Origin of the sequence: Nocardioides coralli, assembly GCF_019880385.1 — a bacterium.
Lineage (GTDB): Bacteria > Actinomycetota > Actinomycetes > Propionibacteriales > Nocardioidaceae > Nocardioides > Nocardioides coralli.
In genome coordinates this window covers 1,284,773-1,304,055 of the sequence record NZ_CP082273.1, presented here as the reverse complement: position 1 = coordinate 1,304,055, position 19,283 = coordinate 1,284,773, and the positions used below count along the sequence as shown (strand labels likewise).

General features: G+C 72.0%; 21 protein-coding genes. 10 read left to right on the top strand and 11 right to left on the bottom strand.

The features are described from left to right. Positions 1–69: 69 nt before the first annotated feature. From dusB to K6T13_RS06380, 4 genes are read right to left on the bottom strand one after another with little or no spacing between them, the layout of a single operon-like run. Positions 70–1,212 (bottom strand): tRNA dihydrouridine synthase DusB, encoded by a 1,143-nt coding sequence (dusB, locus tag K6T13_RS06395; RefSeq protein ID WP_283247950.1) that lies wholly within the window; start codon positions 1,210–1,212, stop codon positions 70–72. 36 nt (positions 1,213–1,248) lie between these two features. Then, positions 1,249–1,941: a hypothetical protein gene (locus K6T13_RS06390; RefSeq protein ID WP_222897675.1), complete on the bottom strand. Its 693-nt coding sequence runs from the start codon at positions 1,939–1,941 to the stop codon at positions 1,249–1,251. Between the two features lie 25 nt (positions 1,942–1,966). Further along, positions 1,967–3,367 (bottom strand): glycine--tRNA ligase, encoded by a 1,401-nt coding sequence (locus K6T13_RS06385; protein WP_222897674.1) that lies wholly within the window; start codon positions 3,365–3,367, stop codon positions 1,967–1,969. 54 nt (positions 3,368–3,421) lie between these two features. After that, on the bottom strand, positions 3,422–3,742 hold the full coding sequence (locus K6T13_RS06380) for an antibiotic biosynthesis monooxygenase family protein (RefSeq protein ID WP_222897673.1): 321 nt from the start codon (positions 3,740–3,742) through the stop codon (positions 3,422–3,424). A gap of 65 nt (positions 3,743–3,807) precedes the next feature. On the opposite strand from K6T13_RS06380, the gene K6T13_RS06375 reads away from it, so the two are divergent. The 4 genes from K6T13_RS06375 to K6T13_RS06360 are packed head-to-tail and all read left to right on the top strand — an operon-like array spanning position 3,808 to position 6,803. Next, positions 3,808–4,800, top strand: coding sequence for a metal ABC transporter substrate-binding protein (locus tag K6T13_RS06375; protein WP_222897672.1), 993 nt, complete (start codon positions 3,808–3,810; stop codon positions 4,798–4,800). After that, positions 4,797–5,582, top strand: a complete 786-nt coding sequence (locus K6T13_RS06370; protein WP_249423965.1) for a metal ABC transporter ATP-binding protein — start codon at positions 4,797–4,799, stop codon at positions 5,580–5,582. Before K6T13_RS06375 ends, K6T13_RS06370 begins: the two co-directional genes overlap by 4 nt. Continuing rightward, on the top strand, positions 5,579–6,415 hold the full coding sequence (locus K6T13_RS06365) for a metal ABC transporter permease (RefSeq protein WP_346729103.1): 837 nt from the start codon (positions 5,579–5,581) through the stop codon (positions 6,413–6,415). The genes K6T13_RS06370 and K6T13_RS06365 overlap by 4 nt, the downstream gene beginning before the upstream one ends. Continuing rightward, the gene (locus tag K6T13_RS06360) at positions 6,408–6,803 is read left to right on the top strand and encodes a Fur family transcriptional regulator (RefSeq protein WP_222897671.1); all 396 of its coding nucleotides are present in this window, start codon (positions 6,408–6,410) and stop codon (positions 6,801–6,803) included. Before K6T13_RS06365 ends, K6T13_RS06360 begins: the two co-directional genes overlap by 8 nt. A 23-nt stretch (positions 6,804–6,826) precedes the next feature. Here K6T13_RS06360 and K6T13_RS06355 read toward each other — a convergent pair whose 3' ends face one another. Then, positions 6,827–8,440 (bottom strand): sensor histidine kinase, encoded by a 1,614-nt coding sequence (locus tag K6T13_RS06355; RefSeq protein WP_222897670.1) that lies wholly within the window; start codon positions 8,438–8,440, stop codon positions 6,827–6,829. 119 nt (positions 8,441–8,559) lie between these two features. Between K6T13_RS06355 and K6T13_RS06350 the strand changes: the two genes are divergently transcribed. Further along, positions 8,560–9,324: an isoprenyl transferase gene (locus K6T13_RS06350; protein WP_430228095.1), complete on the top strand. Its 765-nt coding sequence runs from the start codon at positions 8,560–8,562 to the stop codon at positions 9,322–9,324. Positions 9,325–9,336: 12 nt separating this feature from the next. On the opposite strand, the gene recO is transcribed toward K6T13_RS06350, so the two are convergent. From recO to K6T13_RS06330, 4 genes are all read right to left on the bottom strand, one after another. Then, entirely contained in the window at positions 9,337–10,065 is a 729-nt protein-coding gene (recO, locus tag K6T13_RS06345) for a DNA repair protein RecO (RefSeq protein ID WP_222897669.1), read from the bottom strand. An 18-nt stretch (positions 10,066–10,083) separates the two neighbouring features. After that, entirely contained in the window at positions 10,084–10,953 is an 870-nt protein-coding gene (locus K6T13_RS06340; protein ID WP_222897668.1) for an alpha/beta fold hydrolase, read from the bottom strand. Between the two features lie 47 nt (positions 10,954–11,000). After that, positions 11,001–12,761, bottom strand: coding sequence for a 2-isopropylmalate synthase (leuA, locus tag K6T13_RS06335; protein ID WP_249423964.1), 1,761 nt, complete (start codon positions 12,759–12,761; stop codon positions 11,001–11,003). Positions 12,762–12,957: 196 nt separating this feature from the next. Continuing rightward, positions 12,958–13,467 (bottom strand): hypothetical protein, encoded by a 510-nt coding sequence (locus tag K6T13_RS06330; RefSeq protein WP_222897667.1) that lies wholly within the window; start codon positions 13,465–13,467, stop codon positions 12,958–12,960. Positions 13,468–13,551: 84 nt separating this feature from the next. On the opposite strand from K6T13_RS06330, the gene K6T13_RS06325 reads away from it, so the two are divergent. From K6T13_RS06325 to K6T13_RS06305, 5 genes are read left to right on the top strand one after another with little or no spacing between them, the layout of a single operon-like run. Then, entirely contained in the window at positions 13,552–14,142 is a 591-nt protein-coding gene (locus K6T13_RS06325) for a TetR/AcrR family transcriptional regulator (protein WP_222897666.1), read from the top strand. After that, complete coding sequence (locus K6T13_RS06320) at positions 14,142–15,374, top strand: glycosyltransferase (RefSeq protein ID WP_222897665.1); 1,233 nt, start codon at positions 14,142–14,144, stop codon at positions 15,372–15,374. The genes K6T13_RS06325 and K6T13_RS06320 overlap by 1 nt, the downstream gene beginning before the upstream one ends. 29 nt (positions 15,375–15,403) lie before the next feature. Continuing rightward, positions 15,404–15,889, top strand: a complete 486-nt coding sequence (locus K6T13_RS06315; RefSeq protein WP_222897664.1) for a flavodoxin family protein — start codon at positions 15,404–15,406, stop codon at positions 15,887–15,889. Positions 15,890–15,904: 15 nt separating this feature from the next. Continuing rightward, positions 15,905–16,708: a septum formation family protein gene (locus K6T13_RS06310; protein ID WP_222897663.1), complete on the top strand. Its 804-nt coding sequence runs from the start codon at positions 15,905–15,907 to the stop codon at positions 16,706–16,708. Continuing rightward, positions 16,705–17,541 carry a septum formation family protein gene (locus K6T13_RS06305; RefSeq protein ID WP_222897662.1) on the top strand — a complete coding sequence of 279 codons (837 nt, stop codon included), beginning with the start codon at positions 16,705–16,707 and terminating at the stop codon, positions 17,539–17,541. The genes K6T13_RS06310 and K6T13_RS06305 overlap by 4 nt, the downstream gene beginning before the upstream one ends. A 19-nt stretch (positions 17,542–17,560) precedes the next feature. On the opposite strand, the gene era is transcribed toward K6T13_RS06305, so the two are convergent. Continuing rightward, positions 17,561–18,517 carry a GTPase Era gene (gene era / locus K6T13_RS06300; RefSeq protein ID WP_249423963.1) on the bottom strand — a complete coding sequence of 319 codons (957 nt, stop codon included), beginning with the start codon at positions 18,515–18,517 and terminating at the stop codon, positions 17,561–17,563. Further along, positions 18,507–19,277 carry a siderophore-interacting protein gene (locus K6T13_RS06295; RefSeq protein ID WP_222897661.1) on the bottom strand — a complete coding sequence of 257 codons (771 nt, stop codon included), beginning with the start codon at positions 19,275–19,277 and terminating at the stop codon, positions 18,507–18,509. The genes era and K6T13_RS06295 overlap by 11 nt, the downstream gene beginning before the upstream one ends. Positions 19,278–19,283: the final 6 nt, after the last annotated feature.

The following is a 19,283-nucleotide window of genomic DNA, read 5'->3' as shown; positions in this document are numbered from 1 at the left end:
GGCTGGGGGGCCCAAATCCGGGAGGGTGTTTCGCGGGGTAACGCTCGTCACCCTACCGTCACCGCGGCGTTATCCGCCCGTGACCTCCGCGGTCTCCTCACGAAGTGAGACACCGGAGCCGTCGGTGTCCTCCAGCCACCCCTCGGGAAGGACGACACGTGCCCGGGGTGACCCCTGCCGGCCGCGGGGGGCGCCGAGCTCGGAGACGGGGAACGGCTCGTCGGGGTCGAGGTCGGCCAGCAGCCCGTCGAGCGCCGCGAGGGAGTCGACGAGCGCCAGTGACCGGCGCAGCTCTCCCCCGGCCCGGAAGCCCTTGAGGTACCAGGACACGTGCTTGCGGAACTCCTTGCAGCCCCGCTCCTCCCCCAGGTGCTCGCAGAGCAGCTCGGCGTGGCGCCGCATCATCGAACGCACCTCCCCGAGGGTCGGCAGCGTCCGTGCGGGCTCGCCGGCGAACGCAGCGGCCAGGTCCCGGAAGAGCCACGGGCGGCCCAGGCAGCCCCGGCCGACCACCACGCCGGCGGCGCCGGTCTGCCGCACCATGCGCAGCGCGTCCTCGGCCTCCCAGATGTCGCCGTTGCCGAGCACGGGGATGTCGACCTCCTCGACGAGGGCGGCGATCGCATCCCAGTCAGCCTGACCCGAGTAGGACTGGGCGACGGTGCGTCCGTGGAGGGCGATGGCGGCACAGCCCGTCTCCTGAGCGATACGGCCGGCGTCGAGATAGGTGAGGTGGTCGTCGTCGAGGCCCTTGCGGGTCTTCATGGTCACGGGGACGTCGTACGGCGCCGCGGCGCCGACGGCCTCCTCGAGGATGTCGGCGAGCAGGCCCCGCTTCCACGGCAGCGCTCCCCCGCCGCCCTTGCGGGTCACCTTGGGCACGGGGCAGCCGAAGTTCAGGTCGACGTGGTCGACGCCGTACTCGGCGCAGAGGATCTCGACCGCCTTGCCGACGTAGACCGGGTCAGTGCCGTAGAGCTGGACCGACCGGATGCGCTCGGCGTCGTCGAAGACCAGCATCGAGCGGGTGGTCTCGTCACCCTCGACCAGGCCCCGCGAGGTGATCATCTCGCAGACATAGAGCCCCGCTCCCTGCTCGGCACACAGGCGCCGGTAGGCGGCGTTGGTGATCCCCGCCATGGGAGCGAGCACCACCGGCGTGTCGACGACAAGCGCGCCCAGGCGCAGGTTGGTGGGGACGGGATGGCTCACCCGGTCATTGTCCGCACGTGAGGCTCGGCCGCGAAATCAGCCGCCGCCCGAGCCGCCCTTGCCCTTGTCCTTGCCCTTGCCCTGCTTCTTGTCCTGGCCGCTGCCCTTGGCCGGCTTCAGCTCGCCCTCCCAGGTGATCGGGTTGAACTCCTGGGTGGGGCGGAAGCTGACGGCCGTCAGGTCACCCTTGTCGGGGGCGAGGTAGACCAGGCACGCCTTGACCGAGGCGCCGGACTTGAACTTCTTGGGGAACGACGCCCCGTCGCAGGGCTTGAAGGTCCCGGTGAACACCGATGCCTCGATGAGGCGGTTCTCCCCGTCGACGATGTAGAGCGGCACCGGGCGGCCGCCCAGGTTGCTGTCGCCGACGTTGGTCACGTTGGCGCGGACGAAGTAGGGGGAGGTCTGGCGGGTCTGCTTGCTCAGCTCCCATCCCACGAACTGGTCGAAGGACGCCTTCTCGAGCGAGGTGACCTTGACCTCGAGCGCACCCACCTGGTCCTGGCGGGGCTCGTAGGCCACGGTCGCGGTGTCGCCGACCTCGAGGGTCGACCCCTGGGCGGTCAGCTCGACGCCGTCCGGAACCTCGAGGTAGGGCTCCTCCTCGGTCTCCGCGGTCGTCGTCTCGGTGGGCTCCTCCGCAGCCGGCGCCTCGTCGTCCCCGGAGCAGCCCGAGAGGACCAGGGTCGCGGCGAGGAACAGGCCGGTCAGGCGGGCGGGGAGATGCATGCGGTCATTGTGCATGAGCGGCCAATCAGCAGCCGACGAAACGCTGGGCGAACCACGCCGTCACGCCCTCGAGCGGGATCCGCTCCTGCGACATCGAGTCGCGTTCGCGCACGGTGACGGCGTGGTCGTCGAGGGTGTCGAAGTCGACCGTCACGCAGTACGGCGTACCGATCTCGTCCTGGCGGCGGTAGCGACGCCCGATGGCGCCGGAGTCGTCGAACTCCACGTTCCAGTTGCGGCGCAGCTCCGTGGCCAGGTCCCGCGCCTTCGGCGAGAGGTCGGCGTTGCGCGAGAGCGGCAGCACCGCGACCTTGACCGGCGCGAGCCGCGGGTCGAGCCGGAGCACCGTCCGCTTGTCGACCCCACCCTTGGTGTTGGGGGCCTCGTCCTCCTCGTAGGCGTCGAGGAGGAACGCCATGAGGCTGCGGGTGAGACCGGCGGCGGGCTCGATGACGTAGGGCACGAAGCGCTCGTCGTTGGCCTGGTCGTAGTAGGAGAGGTCCTGCCCCGAGTGCTGGCCGTGCTGCGTCAGGTCGAAGTCGGTGCGGTTGGCGATGCCCTCCAGCTCCTCGAACCCGCGGGAGGAGAACCCGAAGTCGTACTCGATGTCGACGGTGCGCTTGGAGTAGTGGGAGAGCTTCTCCTTGGGGTGCTCGTAGTGGCGCAGGTGGGCCGGGTCGATGCCGAGGTCGGTGTACCAGCGGGTGCGCTCGTCGATCCAGTACTGGTGGAGCTCCTCGTCCTCACCCGGCTTGACGAAGTACTCCATCTCCATCTGCTCGAACTCGCGGGTGCGGAAGATGAAGTTGCCCGGGGTGATCTCGTTGCGGAAGCTCTTGCCCATCTGGGCGATGCCGAAGGGCGGCTTCTTGCGGCTGGAGGTCACGACGTTGGCGAAGTTGAGGAAGATCCCCTGCGCGGTCTCGGGGCGCAGGAAGTGCAGCCCCGACTCGTCCTCGATCACCCCGAGGTAGGTCTTGAGCATCATGTTGAACTCGCGGGGCTCGGTCCACGCACCGCGGGTGCCGCAGTTGGGGCAGGGCACCAGCTCGTTGAGGTCGACCGAGTCGGGGTCCTCGAGGCCCTTGCGCTCGGCGTACTCCTCCTGCAGGTGGTCCTCGCGGAACCGCTTGTGGCAGGACTGGCACTCGGTCAGCGGGTCGCTGAACGTCGAGAGGTGGCCGCTGGCCTCCCACGTCCGGGTCGGCAGGATCACGCTCGAGTCGAGGCCGACCACGTCCTCGCGCGCGGTCACCATGGCCTTCCACCACTGGCGCTTGATGTTCTCCTTCAGCTCCACGCCCAGCGGCCCGTAGTCCCAGGCGGAGCGGGTGCCGCCGTAGATCTCGCCGCAGGGGAACACGAAGCCGCGTCGCTTGCAGAGGGAGACGACCTGGTCGAGGGTCGAGGGGGGTGGCTTGGCCACGGGGGAGCTCACTTCCGACGGTCCGGCCGGCTGGCTGCCGGTCTGGGCGAGGGTTCAGCCTAACGACCGGCTGTCGCGCACGTTGAGCACGGCCCCGGGCCGGACGTCCTCGTAGGCGGACGGCTCGTCGATCGCGCGGCTGAGCAGCGGCACGGCACGGAGCTTGACGTCGTACGCCGACAGCGCGCGACGGTAGGCGCCGACGTGCTCCCAGGTGGTGGTGAGCACCCACAGCGTGGGGTCGTCGAGGTTGCGACCGAGGTGGCTGCCGAGGTGCCCGGGCCGGGCCGCCAGGGCCTCCCGGGCCTGCTCGACGTCGACGCGGAAGGAGTCCGCGTCGGCCTCCTCGACCCGGAACCTGTTCACCACCAGCACACCGGCCAGTATGCCCGCCGTCCGAGCTTTGACAATCATTCTCAAACTGCCTGAGAATGGTTCTCATGTTGTCCGCCACCCGCCGCTGGTCCCCGCTCGTCGCCGCCCTGGCGTCCGTCTCCCTCCTTGCGGGATGCGGAGCGGCAGCTGACGAGGGGGCCGAGGGACGTGAGGTCGTCGCGTCCTTCTACCCCCTGGCCTGGGTCAGCGAGCGGGTGGCGGGCGACGGGTGGACCGTCACCAACCTCACGGCGCCCGGTCAGGACTCCCACGACCTCGAGCTCTCCATCGACGCGACCGCCCGGCTGAGCGAGGCCGACCTCGTCGTCTACCTGGAGGGCTTCCAGCCGGCCGTCGACGACGGCATCGACGTCAACGCCTCGGGGCCGACCCTGGAGGCCGGGGAGGTGGTGGACCTGGTGCCGGCCCTCGACCACGGCGCCGAGGAGCACGACGGGGAGGCCCACGGCGACGGCGAGTCCCACGCCGACGAGGGGACCCACGCCGACGAGGAGACCCACGACGAGGAGCACGACCACGGCGACCTCGACCCCCACTTCTGGCAGGACCCGGAGCGGATGGCGCTGCTCGCCGAGGCGGTGGCCGATGAGCTCGCGGAGCTCGACCCCGAGAACGCCGGCACCTTCCGCGGCAACGCCGAGGAGCTGGTCGAGGAGCTCACTGCCCTCGACGCCGACTACGAGGAGGGGCTCTCCGGCTGCCGACGCGACATCGTGGTCGCGAGCCACGACGCGTTCGGCTACCTCGAGAAGTACGACTTGCACGTCGAGGCCATCGCCGGGCTCGACCCGGGGACGGAGCCCACGCCCGCGGTCCTGGCCGAGCTGGCCGACCTGATCCGGGACGAGGGGCTGACCACGGTCTTCTCCGAGCGTCTCGCCAGCCCCGAGGTCGCCGAGACGCTCGCGGCCGACCTCGGCATCGAGACCGCCGTCCTCGATCCGCTGGAGGGACTCACCGACGAGACAGCCGAGGATGACTACCTTTCTCTCATGCGCGCCAACCTGACCGCGCTCGAGGAGGCGAACGGCTGTTGAGCGGCGAACCAGCGGTCGTCGACGCCCGAGGCGTCAGCCTGTCCCTCAGCGGACGCCAGGTCCTGCACGGCGTGGACCTCACCGTCGAGCCGGGCGAGTTCCTCGCGCTGATGGGCGCCAACGGGTCCGGGAAGTCGACGCTGGTCCGCGCCCTGACCGGGCTGCGGCCGCTGTCGGCCGGGACCGTCTCGCTCTTCGGCACTCCGCTGAACCGGTTCCGGGACTGGGGACGCCTCGGGTTCGTGCCGCAGCGAGCCAGTGCCGCCTCCGGCGTACCCGCGTCGGTGAGGGAGGTGGTCGCCGCCGGGCGCCTCGGACGGCGCCGGCCCCTGGCGCCGCTCTCGCGATCCGACCGCCGAGCCATCCGTGACGCGCTGCAGGTCGTCGGGATCGAGGACCTCGCTCGTCGCAGCGTGGCGACGCTCTCGGGTGGCCAGCAGCAGCGGGTGCTCATCGCCCGAGCCCTCGCGGGGGAGCCCGACCTGTTCCTCCTCGACGAGCCCACGGCGGGCGTCGACCTGCCGCACCAGCAGGCCCTGGCACGCTCGCTGAGCGTCCTCAAGGAGCGCGGCAAGGCGGTGCTCCTGGTCGCCCACGAGCTCGGTCCGCTGCAGGCCCTGGTCGACCGGGCGGTCGTGCTCTCCCACGGTGAGGTCACCTACGACGGCGCACCGCTGGCCGACGACGACGTGCACGTCCACCACCACGCGCAGCCGCTGCGGCACGACCACACCCCGCACGTCGGCTCGCCGCTCGACACCCTGCAGGAGGGGGCCCGGTGATCGACCTGCTCTCCCACCCCTTCATGCTCCGGGCGCTCGTGGCGGCGGCCGTCACCGGCCTGGCGGCCCCGGCGATCGGTACCTACCTCGTGCAGCGTCGCCTCGCCCTGCTCGGCGACGGGCTGGGGCACGTGGCGGTGACGGGCGTGGCCGCCGGACTGCTGACCGGGACCTCGCCGGTCTGGTCGGCAGTGGTGGTCGCCGTCATCGGTGCGGTCCTGGTCGAGGTCATCCGGGAGCGCGGCCACACCAGCGGGGACGTCGCCCTGGCGCTGCTCTTCTACGGCGGGCTCGCCGGCGGTGTGCTGATCATCGGCCTGGCAGGCCAGGGCGCGGCCGAGCTGCAGGCCTACCTCTTCGGCTCCGTCACCAGCGTGTCCGCCGAGGAGGTCTGGGTGACCGTCGCCCTCGCCGCGGTCGTGGTGGCGGTCAGCCTCGGTCTGCTCCCCCAGCTCTTCGCCGTGGCCCAGGACCAGGAGTTCGCCCAGGTCGCCGGCGTCCGCATCCGGCTCTACAACGTGCTCGTCGCCGTGCTGGCCGCCGTCACCGTGACGGTCGCCATGCGCACCGTGGGCCTGCTGCTGGTCTCGGCCCTGATGGTGGTGCCGGTCGCCACGGCCCAGCAGCTCACCCGGTCCTTCCGCAGCACCCTCGGGCTGGCGATGGTGCTGGGCCTGGGCGCCGCCGTCGGTGGTCTCATGCTGGCGGCGTACCTGTCCTTCCGCGTGACCGTCTCCCCCGGCCCCACCATCGTGCTGCTGGCGCTGGCCGGGTTCGTCGCCGCCTGGCCCCTCGGGCTGTGGGTCCGCTCCCGGGAGGTCGCCCATGCCTGAGCAGCCGCTGCGGCTCACGCGACAGCGACAGGCCGTCGCCGAGGCGCTGGAGAACGTGCCCGACTTCCGCTCCGCACAGGAGGTCCACGAGATGCTGCGGTCCGGCGGCAGCACGATCGGCCTGGCGACCGTCTACCGCACCCTGCAGCTGCTGGCCGACCACGACCAGGTGGACGTGATCCGCTCGGCCGAGGGCGAGGCGAGCTACCGCCGGTGCTCGGGCAGCCACCACCACCACCTCGTCTGCCGATCGTGCGGTGCCACCGTGGAGGTCGAGGGGCCGGCCGTCGAGCGGTGGACCCGCGCGACCGCGGAGGAGCACGGGTACGCCGACGTGAGCCACACCCTGGAGATCTTCGGCGTCTGCCGCCGGTGCAGCGACCACTGAGCCCCCGTTGGGGAGGGACCTCCTCAGGCCTCCGCGGCCATGCTGCCCGTGAAGGGCATCCGGACGCGGAACGTGCTGCCGCGCCCGACCTCGCTGTCGACCTCGATCCGGCCCCCGTGGCTCTCGACGATCGACTTGGTGATCGACAGGCCCAGGCCGACACCCTGCACGTTCTGCTCCTCGGCGTGCCGCGTGCGGAAGAACCGCGTGAACAGCCGGTCCCGGTCTGCCGGGTCGATGCCGATGCCCGTGTCGCTGACCGACAGCTCGATCCTGGCACCGTCCACGCTCAGGCCCACCTCCACCCGTCCGTGCGGCGGGGTGTACTTGACCGCGTTGGAGACCAGGTTGTCGACCACCTGGCGCATCCGCACCTGGTCCATCATCATCACCAGTCGCTCCGGACCCACATAGGACAGCTCCAGCTGCGAGGAGGCCGCCGCCGGGCCGGCGGCTGACACCGCGTCCCTCACGAGCGCTGCCAGGTCGCCGCGGGTACGCACCACGTGGACCGATCCCAGCTCGAACTGAGCGCTCTGCAACAGGTCCGCGACCAGGCGACCCAGGCGCTCGGAGTTGCGGAGCACCACCGTCAGCGCGCGGGTCGCGTCGTCCGGGAGGTCGTCGCGGTCCATGAGCAGGTCGGCGTACCCCCGGATGGAGGTGAGGGGTGTCCGCAGCTCGTGCGAGACCGAGGCGACGAACTCGTCCTTGACCTCCAGCGCCCGCATGAAGTCGGTGACGTCCTTGTAGGCGAGCGCGGCACCGGCGAAGGCTCCCGTCTCGTCGTGGACGGTGCGCGCCGAGACCGACAGGGCCCGTGACGTCAGCGGGTCGCCGCCGACCCAGATGCGGCAGTCGTCGAACTCCTCGCCCTGCATCGCCCGGTAGGAGGGCATCTCCTCGCGGGCGAGGAGGTGCCGCCCGTCCTCGCCGTAGACCTGGCCGAGCTGACCGGCGTACCCGGAGTGGCCCTCCGGGAAGGCGAGGCGCATGAAGTCGTCGTGTCGCCGGTTCATGCTCTGGTAGGCGCCGTCACGGTCCAGGAGGACCAGCCCGACGTCGACGGTGTCGAGGATGGCGGCGTTGAACCGCCGGTGCTGCTCGACCTCCTCGTCACGGCGCCGCACGTGGTGGGTCCCCGCCGCGAGCAGCAACGCCGCGAGCGCGGCGAGCGCCGGGGCGAGCAACGCGCTGGCCACGTTGCCCTCGACCGGACCGAGCAGCACCATCCACGGGACGCTCATGCCGGCCACCACCCCTACCCCGGCGACCAGCGCCCCGCGGTAGTGGAACTCACGGCCGAGCCAGAGCGCCGGCAGCACGCAGAGGATGTCCGACCCCGTCCCCGGGAGCCCGATCCGGGTCAGCCCGAGAGCCACGAGGTCGAGCAGCGGCAGCACCGCGACAGCGGCGTGCGGCAGCTGTCGCCACGGCACCAGCCAGCACGCCACGAGCACCGACACCGCGATCAGGAAGGCCAGCCCCACGTGGACGTCGAGCAGGCTCCCCGACCCGAGGACGGACGTCGAGACGAGGTCGACCGCCAGCATGAGGACGAACGCCCCCTGCACCAGCAGCGGTGAGGGACCGCGGTCGTCGCCGGGCAGACCCCGGCGCCGAGCCTCCACGTCCACGGCAGGCTCCTTCCCCCGGGTGACTGGCCCAGCGCATCGTCGCAGACGCGGACCTCGAGCAGGCGCATTTTGCGGGTCCCGCCTCGCGGCCCGGTACGACGTCTGACATCCTGCGCCGGGTGAGGCGCCCCGTCCGACCCCCCAGCCCGCACCCGTCCGGCGCCCGGCCCCCGGCGGTGCCGCGCGAGCTGGTCCCGCGCCACGTCGCGATCGTGATGGACGGCAACGGCCGCTGGGCGCAGGAGCGGGGGCTCCCCCGGACCGCCGGCCACGAGCAGGGTGAGCACTCGCTCTTCGACGTGGTCGAGGGTGCCATCGAGATCGGGGTCCGGGCGATCTCGGCGTACGCCTTCTCGACCGAGAACTGGTCACGCTCGCCCGACGAGGTCAGGTTCCTCATGGGCTTCAATCGGGACGTGATCCGGCGCCGCCGCGACGAGATGCACGAGCTCGGCGTCCGCGTCCGGTGGGCGGGCCGCACACCCCGGCTGTGGCGGTCGGTGATCAAGGAGCTGCGGGTCGCCGAGGAGCTGACGCGCGACAACGACGTCCTGACCTTGACGATGTGCGTCAACTACGGCGGCCGCGCCGAGCTCGCCGACACTGCCCGGTCCATCGCCACCGACGTCGCCGCGGGCCGGCTCGACCCGCGCCGCATCGACGAGCGCACCTTCGCCCGCCACCTCTACGTGCCCGAGGTCGCCGACGCCGACATGGTGTGGCGGACCTCCGGTGAGCAGCGGCTGTCCAACTTTATGCTCTGGCAGGCGGCGTACGCCGAGCTCGTGTTCTCCGACGTGCTCTGGCCCGATGTCGACCGCACCCATCTCTGGCAGGCGATCGAGACCTACGCGCGGCGCGACCGTCGCTACGGCGGCACCTGAGAGGCTTCCCGGCTAGCGCTCCACGTAGGCCAACGAGCGCAGGCCGCGCTCGAGGTGCCAGGCGAGGTAGGCAGCCACCAGCCCGCTGGCCTCCCTGAGGTGACGTGGGTCCGTGGCGTGCACGACCGGCCAGTCGCCGGCCAGCAACGCGCCCAGGGCCCGCACCGTCTCCCCCGCCGGCCCCGCCGACCCGGGCAGCTTGCACGTGGCGCAGAGCACCCCGCCCGCCGAGGGGTTGAACCACCGGTGCGGCCCGGCGTCACCGCACCGCGCACAGTGGTCGAACGACGGCGCGTACCCGGCCACCGCCAGGGACCGCAGCAGGTAGCTGTCGAGCACCTGGTGGGGTCCGTGCTCCCCCGCCGCCATGGCGCGCAGCCCACCCACCAGCAGCAGGAAGTGCTGGAGCGAGGGCTCCTTCTCCTCGGTCACCAGGCGGTCGGCCGTCTCCAGCATCACCGTGCCGGCGGTGTAGCGGTCGTAGTCGTGACCGATCCCGGCGGCGAAGGGCGTGACGGTGTCGGCCTGGGTCACCACGTCGAGGCTGCGTCCCTCGGCCAGCTGGAGGTCGACGTGGGTGAACGGCTCCAGCCGGGACCCCCAGCGGGAGGTGGTCTTGCGGACCCCCTTCGCGACCGCCCGGACCCGGCCGTGCTGGCGGGTCAGGAGCGTGATGATGCGGTCGGCCTCACCCAGCTTGTGGGTGCGCAGCACGACCGCCTCGTCGCGGTAGAGGGGCACCCCACCATTCTGCCCTGCTCAGGCGCGACGCCGACCCCGCCCGCCGCGTGTCTGCCCGGGTGTCTGCCAGCAGTTGCGGACGAACGCGAGGGCCGCCGCGTCGAGCCGCTCCGGGCGGGCGCGCCACTCGAGGATGCTGGTGGCGCGCACGAACGTCGCGTCCGGCAGCTCCTCCGCGAGCATGGCGGCGTCGGCGGCCGGGTGGATCGGGTCGGCGGGGTGGCCGACCACGAGGGCGGGCGCGGCGATCTGGCGGCGCAGCCGGGCACTGGGGGCGACCCGCCCGAAGAAGATCCCGTGCACGACCGCGGCGAGCGGCGCGGCCCGCTGGTCGCAGGTGTCCAGGGCGATGCCGGCCCAGAACGGCACCAGGCCCCGCGGCACCGGTCGGGTCAGCCGTCGTACGACGCCGATGCTGGCCGGCAGGAAGCGGGCCGCGAAGAGCAGCGGTCCGAAGGCGATGAGGCCGGCCTCCAGCGCGTTGTGCAGGACCGGCATCTCCAGGAGCAGGCCGCGGACCCGCTCCGGTGCCAGCACCGCCACCTCGAGCGAGACGTTGGCGCCCAGCGAGGTGCCACCCACCACCGCCTGCTCGGCGCCGAGGTGGTCCAGGAGTGCCACCACCTGCTCGCCGAAGGCCGTCATCGAGTAGGCCAGCGGGTCGGCGGGCCGGTCGGAGCGACCATGACCCAGCAGGTCCAGGGTGACGACGTGGAAACCCTCGGCGGCCAGCGACCGCGCCAACGGCTGGTGCATCCGCCGCGGCATCAGCTGCCCGTGCAGCAGCACCACCCAGTCGTCGCCCGAGCCGTACTCGGTGTACTCCAGCCGGTCCCGCCCCGTCTCGCCGTCGAGGAAGAACTGCCCGATGCGCTCGGATACCAGCATCCGGGCAGCCTAGGCCACGGACGACCGGATGTCGGGGCGGACGGGCCTCACCCGGCCGCGAGCCCCACCTGGCTCCGGTTGACGGCACTGATGACGGCCTTGAGGCTCGCGGTGACGATGTTGGCGTCGATCCCGACGCCCCACAGCACTACGGTCTCGCCGGCCGCACTGCTCACCGAGCACTCGACGTAGGCCGCGGCGACCGCGTCGCCACCGGCCGAGAGCGCGTGCTCGGCGTAGTCGAGCACCCGCACGTCGTAGTCCTGGGGCAGCCCGTTGATCGCCTCGACGAAGGCGGCGATCGGGCCGTTGCCGGTGCCCTCCAGCGTCCGCAGCTCGCCGTCCACGTAGACGTTGACGCTGAGCGCGTCCTTCTCGCCTGCCGCGGCCGAGGTGTGGACGGAGTTGAGCCGCAGCGGCTGCTCCCGGTCGAGGTACTCGTCTCGGAACACGTCCCAGATCTGCTCGGGTGTCATCTCGCCGCCGTCGGCGTCGGTCCGCGCCTGCACGACTCGGCTGAACTCGATCTGCGCCCGCCGTGGCAGGTCGAGCTTGTGCTCGGCCTTGAGGATGTAGGCCACGCCCCCCTTGCCGGACTGGCTGTTGACCCGGATCACCGCTTCGTAGCTGCGGCCCACGTCCTTCGGGTCGATCGGCAGGTAGGGCGCCTCCCAGGCGATCGCGGCGACGTCGACGCCACGGTCGGCGGCCTGCCGCTCCAGGTCCTCCAACCCCTTTTTGATGGCGTCCTGGTGGGAACCGGAGAAGGCGGTGTAGACGAGGTCGCCGGCGTAGGGGTGGCGAGGGTGCACCGGCAGCTGGGTGCAGTACTCGACCGTGCGCCTGATCTCGTCGATGTCGCTGAAGTCGATCTGCGGGTCGATGCCCTGGCTGAACAGGTTCATGCCCAGCGTCACCAGGCACACGTTGCCGGTGCGCTCGCCGTGCCCGAACAGGCACCCCTCGACGCGATCGGCGCCGGCCATCATCGCGAGCTCGGTGGCCGCGACGGCGGTGCCCCGGTCGTTGTGGGGGTGGAGGCTGATCGTGGTGTGCTCGCGCCGCGTGAGCTGCCGCGAGAACCACTCGATCTGGTCGGCGTAGACGTTGGGCGTGGCCATCTCGACGGTTGCGGGCAGGTTGAGGATGATCTCCCGGCCGTCGTCGGGCTGCCACACGTCGGACACGGCCTCGCAGACCTCGACGCTGAAGGGCAGCTCGGTGCCCGTGAAGATCTCCGGGCTGTACTCGAAGCCGATCACGGTCTGCCCCAACGTGTTCTCGACGTGCTTCATCATCAGGCCGCTGTGGCGCACGGCGATGTCCTTGACCTCGTCGCGCCCGGCGTGGAACACGACCCGGCGGAACAGCGGGGCGAGCGCGTTGTAGAGGTGGATGTTGGCGTGGTGGATCCCCACCAGGCTCTGCACCGTGCGCTCGATCAGGTCCTCGCGCGCCTGCGTCAGGACGGAGATCGTGACGTCCTCCGGGACGCGGTCGCCCTCGATCAGCTGCCGGACGAAGTCGAAGTCGGTCTGGCTGGCGGAGGGGAAGCCGACCTCGATCTCCTTGTAGCCCATGGACACGAGCAGGTCGAACATGGCCATCTTGCGGGCGGGCGTCATGGGGTCGATGAGCGCCTGGTTGCCGTCGCGGAGGTCGGTGGAGAGCCAGCGCGGCGCCTGGGTGATGGTCCGGTTCGGCCAGGTGCGGTCCGGGAGGTCGACCGGGGTGAAGGGCCGGTAGCGGTGGATCGGCATGCCCGAGGACCGCTGGGCGTTGGTGAAGCCGGAGTTCTGGAGTGTCATGGTGTGCCTTCGCTGTGTGCCATCGCTGGACTGGGACCGGCGCCGGGGTGCGCGAGCTCTCCGCAGCAAGGGATCCGGCGGATCAGCCCTCGCGGCGGCAGCGAAGAAGCAGCGCGCACGTCATGACGCCGTCAGCGTAGCCGACCCGTCCTCGGGACGCCGCCGGACGCCGACCGCCGCTCACGGGCTGGACAGCTCAGGCGGTCAGGCAGCTGCTCAGCTCCTGGGTCACGGCCTGCGTGGCGGCCGCCTGGTCGCCGGTGAAGACCGTGGCGAGGAAGTCGCGCACCACCTCATCGGTGAGCCGCTCCTCGATGCAGCTGGCCAGCTCGGGGTCGACGTCGCCGCCGAGCCCCTGGGCGATGGAGTCAGTCAGCAGCGCCTGCACGTCGACGCAGTCGACGAAGACCGTGGCCGCGCTGTCGGCGTCCTCCTGCTCGAGCTCCTGGTTCTCGAGGCTCTCGTCGCGCGCCTCGAGGTCCTCGGTCAGGAGGCCGTAGTCGATCAGCTTGTCGACCCCGATCTCCTCCACCATCCCGTCGGCGACGCAGTCGGCCTCCTCCTGGGAGACCTCGAAGGTGCCGTCGGCGTTGCTCGCGAGCAGCGAGGTGGCGAGCGCTTCCCGGGCCTGGCCCTCCTCGTCACTTCCGCACCCCGACAGGCCCAGCACGAGAACAGCTGTCACGGCAGCGGCGGCGATGCGCATGGAGACCTCCCCGGTCGACGCGGCTCACGGTATCGGTCCGGACCAGCGTGGTCGAGGACCGCTATTGGTGTTAATTTGATTAACATGAAAAAGCCGCGGGGCTACGTGATGACCGCACGTGCCCGTTCCATCGAGGAGACCGGGACCCGGATCCTCGACGCCGCCACCGAGCTCTTCGCCGAGCTCCCCTACTCCCGCCTGACCCTCGCCGGTGTGGCCGAGCGCGCCGGCGTCACCGTGCAGACCGTCATCCGGCGGTACGGCGACAAGGAAGGTCTGATCGCCGCCGCCGCCGACCGCGTGGGTGAGCAGGTCGCGAGGCAGCGGCTGTCCGCACCGGCGGGCGACCTCCCCGGGATCGTCGAGAACCTCCTCGACCACTACGACGAGCACGGCCTCACGGCCCTGCGGCTGCTCGCCGAGGAGGAGACGGTGGCTCCGATCGCCGCCATGACGGCGTCCGGGCGAGCCCTGCACCGGCGGTGGTGCGCCGCGGTGTTCGCCCCCTGGCTCTCGGGCACGACCGGCGTCGAGCGTTCGCGACGCCTGGCCCAGTACGTCGCCGTGTGCGACGTCTACACCTGGAAGCTGCTGCGGCTCGATGCCGGCCTGAGCCGGCGGCAGACCGCGCTCGCGCTCACCGAGCTGCTCGAACCACTCACCCGGAGGTCCTGATGTCGACCGTCCTCGCCTACACCAGCCCCGCCATCGGCCACCTGTTCCCCATGACGCCGCTCCTGCTCGAGCTCCGCTCGCGGGGGCACGAGGTGCACCTGCGCACGCTGTCGTCCCGGGTGGCGACGATGCGCTCGCTGGGCCTGCACGCGGAACCGATCGACCCGGCGATCGAGGCGGTGCCCATGGATGACTGGAGGGCGCGGGGTGCCGTCGGCGCACTGAAGTCCTCCGTCGCGACCTTCGTGGCCCGGGCGGCCCACGACGCACCGGACCTCCTCAGCGCCGTCGACGCCGTCGCGCCCGACCTGCTCCTCGTCGACATCAACGCGTGGGGCGCCTCGGTCGCCGCCGAGGCGTGGGGCGGCCCGTGGGCGCGCTTCAGCCCCTACACCCCGGCACTCTCCTCTCCGGGCACCCCGCCCTACGGACCCGGCCTCCGACCCCTGGGCGGCCTGGCGGGCCGGCTGCGCGACGGGATCGCCCGCCCCGTGTTCCTCGGTGCTGCCGAACGGGCAGTCCGGCCGCGCCTCAACCAGCTGCGCGCCGACCACGACCTCGCCCCCGTGCGTGGGGCCGACGAGTTCTTCCGGAGCGCACCCCTGATGCTGGTCGCGACGGCCGAGCCCCTCGAGTACCCCCACCCGGACTGGGCTCCGGGCGTCCAGATGATCGGGGCCCTCGCCTGGGAACCGGCGGCCGAGGCGCCTGACTGGCTCACGGACGTCGACGGCGACCTGGTGCTGGTCGCGACGTCCTCGGAGTACCAGCGCGACGAGGCCCTCGTGCGCGCGGCCGTCACCGGGCTCGCCGATGGTCCGTGGACCGTCGTCGCGACGATGCCGGCCGGCCTCACCGACCTCGGGCCGCTGCCTGGCAACGTCCGCGTCCACGAGTTCGTGCCGCACGGCATCCTGCTGGAACGGGCGGCTGTGGCGGTGACCCACGGGGGGATGGGCGTGACCCAGAAGGCCCTCGCGCACGGCGTGCCCGTCTGCGTCGTGCCCTTCGGTCGCGACCAGCTCGAGGTCGCCGCGCGGGTCGTGCACGCCGGAGCCGGCGCGCGCGTCAGGTCCGCCCGCCTCACCGGGTCGACCCTGCGTACCGGCGTGGAGCAGGCCCTCGGCTGTCGTGCAGGTGCCGCCCGCGTCGCCGCCGGGTTCGACGCCGCGGGTGGCGCGGCCCGCGGTGCCGAGCTGCTCGAGTCGCTGCTGCCCTCGACGGTGACCTGACCGCCGACGGCCACGCCTACCCTGACGGCATGGCCCGCCTGCTCGTCGTCCACCACTCCCCCACCCGGACGCTGCGGGCGCTCACGGACAACGTCGTGGCCGGCGCCCACGACGACCAGGTGTCGGGGGTCGAGGTGACCGTGCGGGCTGCGCTCGAGGCCTCGGCCGCGGACGCCGAAGCGGCCGATGGCTTCCTGCTCGGCACCAGCGCCAACTTCGGCTACATGAGCGGCGCCCTGAAGCACTTCTTCGACACCACCTTCCTGCGGCTCGGGGGCGCCCTGGGCGACGACGGGTCCGGGACGCCGGTCACCGGAGGCCGCAAGCCGTTCGGGCTCTGGGTGCACGGTCGCTACGACACCACCGGAGCGGTGCGGTCGGTGCTGAGCATCACCGGGGCACTTCCCTGGCGCCAGGCGGCCGAGGTCCTCACCGTCATGGGTGACCCACGGGAGGAGGACCTCGCGGCGGCGTACGAGCTGGGCGGTACCATCGCGGCTCTGTTGAGCGAGTGAGGGAGCACACCGAGCATGACCGCCGTCCGCACGCGGCTGCTGGCCGGCCTCGCGGGGGTCGTGCTGCTGGCGAGCTGCTCCGGTGACGACCAGGGGACCAACGTCGACCCCGCCCAGGTCGACGCCGTGGAGACCCCTGAGCTCGGTGCCTGCCGGGTGCTCACCCCCCAGGACGTGGCCCAGCCGAGCAACGCCACCCGGACGGTGCCGTGCAGCGAGCCGCACACCGCCGAGACCTACGCGGTCGGGCAGCTGCCCGCGGAGCTCGACGACGTCGCCTACGACGACGAGGCGCTCGGCCGGTTCGCCTACAGCACCTGCAGCGAGAAGTTCGAGAAGTTCGTCGGCGGCGACGAGAGCCTGGTGATGCGCAGCGTCGTGAGCTGGGCGTGGTTCCGGCCCTCCGAGACGGCCTGGGACGACGGCGCCCGGTGGTACCGGTGCGACATCGTCGGGGGCGGCGACAACAGCGCCGAGTACGTCGACCTCCCACCCACCAGCAAGGGGTTGCTCCAGGGAAAGGTGGACGACAAGTGGCTGGTGTGCGCCGACGGTGCGACCGTGTCGGCGGCGGCGCGGGTGCCGTGCTCCGAGCCCCACAGCTGGCGCGCCGTGACCACGATCAAGCTGGGCGAGCCGGAGGACGACTACCCCGGCGACCGGGTCGTGGAGGTGCGGACACGTGACTTCTGCGACTCCTCCGTCGGCGCCGTGCTCGGCTATCCCGTGAAGTACGACTTCGCCTACACGTGGTTCCACGAGGCCGAGTGGGAGGTCGGCAACCGTCGCTCGGTCTGCTGGGCGAAGACCGACCGATGATCCGCCGGTTGGCAGCCCTCGCCGCGGTCGTCGCGCTGACGGGCTGCTCCGGCGAGGCGGCCGACCCGGGCAGGCAGCCCGCCGCACCGGCCTCGTCCGCCGTCGTGTCCCCCACCCCGAGCCCTCCCCCCACGGCGTCGCCGGCACCGCGCCCCCGGGTGGGCAGCTGCCGCCGCCTGTCGTACGCCGCCGCCGTCTCTCCCTCGGCCGGCAGGAACGAGGTCCCGTGCCGGCGCGAGCACACGGCCGAGACCTTCCGCGTCGGCGATCTCGACTCCGTGGTCGGGGGTCATCTGCTCGCCGTCGACTCTGCGCGGATCGAGCGGCAGGTGTCGATGGCCTGTCCGCGGCTGCTGGCCCGGTTCGTGGGTGGGACCGAGGAGCAACGGCGCCTCAGCATGCTGCGCGCGGTCTGGTTCACCCCGACGGTGCGCCAGTCGGACGCCGGCGCCGCGTGGTTCCGGTGCGACGCGGTCGTGCTGGCCGGCGCGCGCGACCTGCTGGCCACGACCGGGTCGCTGCGCGGAGCGCTCGACACCGCGACAGGACGTGACCGGTACGGCGTGTGCGGCACGGCGGAGCCCGGAACCCGGGGCTTCCAGCGCGTCGTGTGCGACCGGGACCACACGTGGCGGGCGATCCGCACCGTGGGTCTGGGGTCCGGCGACTACCCGGGCGTCGCTCGGGCGCGATCGGCCGGTGAGGACCCGTGCCGTGCCGCCGGCGAGGCGGCGGCGGACGACCCGCTCGACTTCCAATGGGGCTACGAGTGGCCGACCGCCGACCAGTGGCGGGCCGGCCAGACGTGGGGCCTGTGCTGGATCCCGGACTGACCGGCCCGGTCGGCCGTCCTCAGAACCCCAGCCTGCGGAGCTGCCGGGGGTCGCGCTGCCAGTCCTTGGCGACCTTGACGTGGAGGTCGAGGTAGACCGGGGTGCCGAGCAGGGCCTCGATCTGCCCACGCGCCCGACTGCCGACCTCGCGCAGCCGTGCCCCGCGGTGGCCGATCACGATCCCCTTCTGGGACGAGCGCTCCACGAACAGGTTGGCGTGCACGTCGAGCAACGGCTTGTCGTCGGGGCGGTCCTCGCGCAGGCCCATCTCCTCGACCACGACAGCGATCGAGTGGGGGAGCTCGTCGCGGACCCCTTCCAGGGCCACTTCGCGGATCAGCTCGGCCACCAGCTGCTCCTCCGGCGTGTCGGTGAGGTCCCCGTCCGGGTAGAGCGGCGGCCCTTCCGGCATCCGGCCGACCAGGAGGTCGGCGAGCAGACCGACCTGGTCGCCCGCGACGGCCGAGACCGGGACGATCTCGGCCCACTCGGTGCCGGTCTCCCGCCCGAGCTCGGCGATGTCGAGGAGGTGGTCAGCGATCCGGTCGGGCGCGGCGAGGTCGGTCTTGGTGGCGATCGCGACCTTGGTCGTACGCCGCACCTTGGCGAGCTCCGCGACCAGGAACCGGTCTCCGGGTCCGATCTTCTGGTCGGCCGGGAAGCACACGCCCACCACGTCGACCTCGCTCCAGGTGGTGCGGACGAGGTCGTTGAGCCGCTCACCGAGGAGGGTCCGCGGCCGGTGGAGGCCGGGGGTGTCCACGAGCACGAGCTGTGCGTCGGGCCGCTGGACGATGCCCCGCACCACCGTCCGGGTGGTCTGCGGCTTGTCCGAGGTGATGACGACCTTCTGGCCGACCAGCGCGTTGGTCAACGTCGACTTCCCTGCGTTGGGGCGGCCCACGAAGCAGGCGAAGCCGCTGCGGAACCCGGCGTACTGGCTCATCGGGTCCTCGCCGATCTCGTCACTGCCCATCTCGTGCCCTGTCGTAGTCGGCCCAGATCTCCTCGTCGGTCTTGCCCGCCGCCTTGCCGGCCCGCCAGACGGGTCCCGGGTCGACGGCCCTGGGACGACGCTCCTTCACGCCGCGCCAGTAGCCCATCACGTCGTACGCCGAGGACGGCAGCTGTCGCTCGCGCATGAGGAACCTGCGGATCGCGCGCATCTGGGCGGACTCCCCCGCCATCCAGAAGTACCCCTGACCGGCCGGCCAGTCGATCTCCTCGACCACCTCGGCGAGTCGGCTGCTGCCCGGGGCGGGCGGCTCGAGCCAGGTGACGTCGGGACCCGCGGGCAGGTAGCCGTCGAGGTCGTCGGCGACCTCGGCCCAGACCCGCGTCGGCAGGTCCGGCAGGGCCTCCGTGATGCGCGCCATCGCCGGCAGCGCCGTCAGGTCCCCGACGAGGAGCAGCCACTCGGCGTCCGGCGGGAGGGCGAAGGACCCCTTGGGGTCGCTGACCGTGACCGTGTCGCCGACGCAGTCCCGGGACGCCCACTCCGTCACCAGGCCGACCTCGTGCACGACGACGTCGACGACGAGCTGTCCGTCGCGCCAGTCACGCACGGTGTAGTAGCGCGACTGGAACTGCCCCGGAACGACGAGTCCGACCCACTCGTCGGGCACGCCCGTGCTCACGAAGTCCTGGAGCCCGGACAGCGTGAGGCGCAGCAGGTGGGGGGAGAGCTGCTCCCGGGCCGCGACGGTGGCGTCGTGGAACCGGGCGCGCGTGCTCACGTCGCA

Coding starts and splice junctions, on each gene's coding strand:
- K6T13_RS06390 (WP_222897675.1), bottom strand. CDS start 1,941: ATGCATCTCCCCGCCCGCCTGACCGGCCTGTTCCTCGCCGCGACCCTG.
- K6T13_RS06375 (WP_222897672.1), top strand. CDS start 3,808: ATGTTGTCCGCCACCCGCCGCTGGTCCCCGCTCGTCGCCGCCCTGGCG.
- K6T13_RS06360 (WP_222897671.1), top strand. CDS start 6,408: ATGCCTGAGCAGCCGCTGCGGCTCACGCGACAGCGACAGGCCGTCGCC.
- K6T13_RS06340 (WP_222897668.1), bottom strand. CDS start 10,953: ATGCTGGTATCCGAGCGCATCGGGCAGTTCTTCCTCGACGGCGAGACG.
- leuA (WP_249423964.1), bottom strand. CDS start 12,761: ATGACACTCCAGAACTCCGGCTTCACCAACGCCCAGCGGTCCTCGGGC.
- K6T13_RS06330 (WP_222897667.1), bottom strand. CDS start 13,467: ATGCGCATCGCCGCCGCTGCCGTGACAGCTGTTCTCGTGCTGGGCCTG.
- K6T13_RS06325 (WP_222897666.1), top strand. CDS start 13,552: ATGAAAAAGCCGCGGGGCTACGTGATGACCGCACGTGCCCGTTCCATC.
- K6T13_RS06320 (WP_222897665.1), top strand. CDS start 14,142: ATGTCGACCGTCCTCGCCTACACCAGCCCCGCCATCGGCCACCTGTTC.
- K6T13_RS06315 (WP_222897664.1), top strand. CDS start 15,404: ATGGCCCGCCTGCTCGTCGTCCACCACTCCCCCACCCGGACGCTGCGG.
- K6T13_RS06310 (WP_222897663.1), top strand. CDS start 15,905: ATGACCGCCGTCCGCACGCGGCTGCTGGCCGGCCTCGCGGGGGTCGTG.
- K6T13_RS06305 (WP_222897662.1), top strand. CDS start 16,705: ATGATCCGCCGGTTGGCAGCCCTCGCCGCGGTCGTCGCGCTGACGGGC.
- era (WP_249423963.1), bottom strand. CDS start 18,517: ATGGGCAGTGACGAGATCGGCGAGGACCCGATGAGCCAGTACGCCGGG.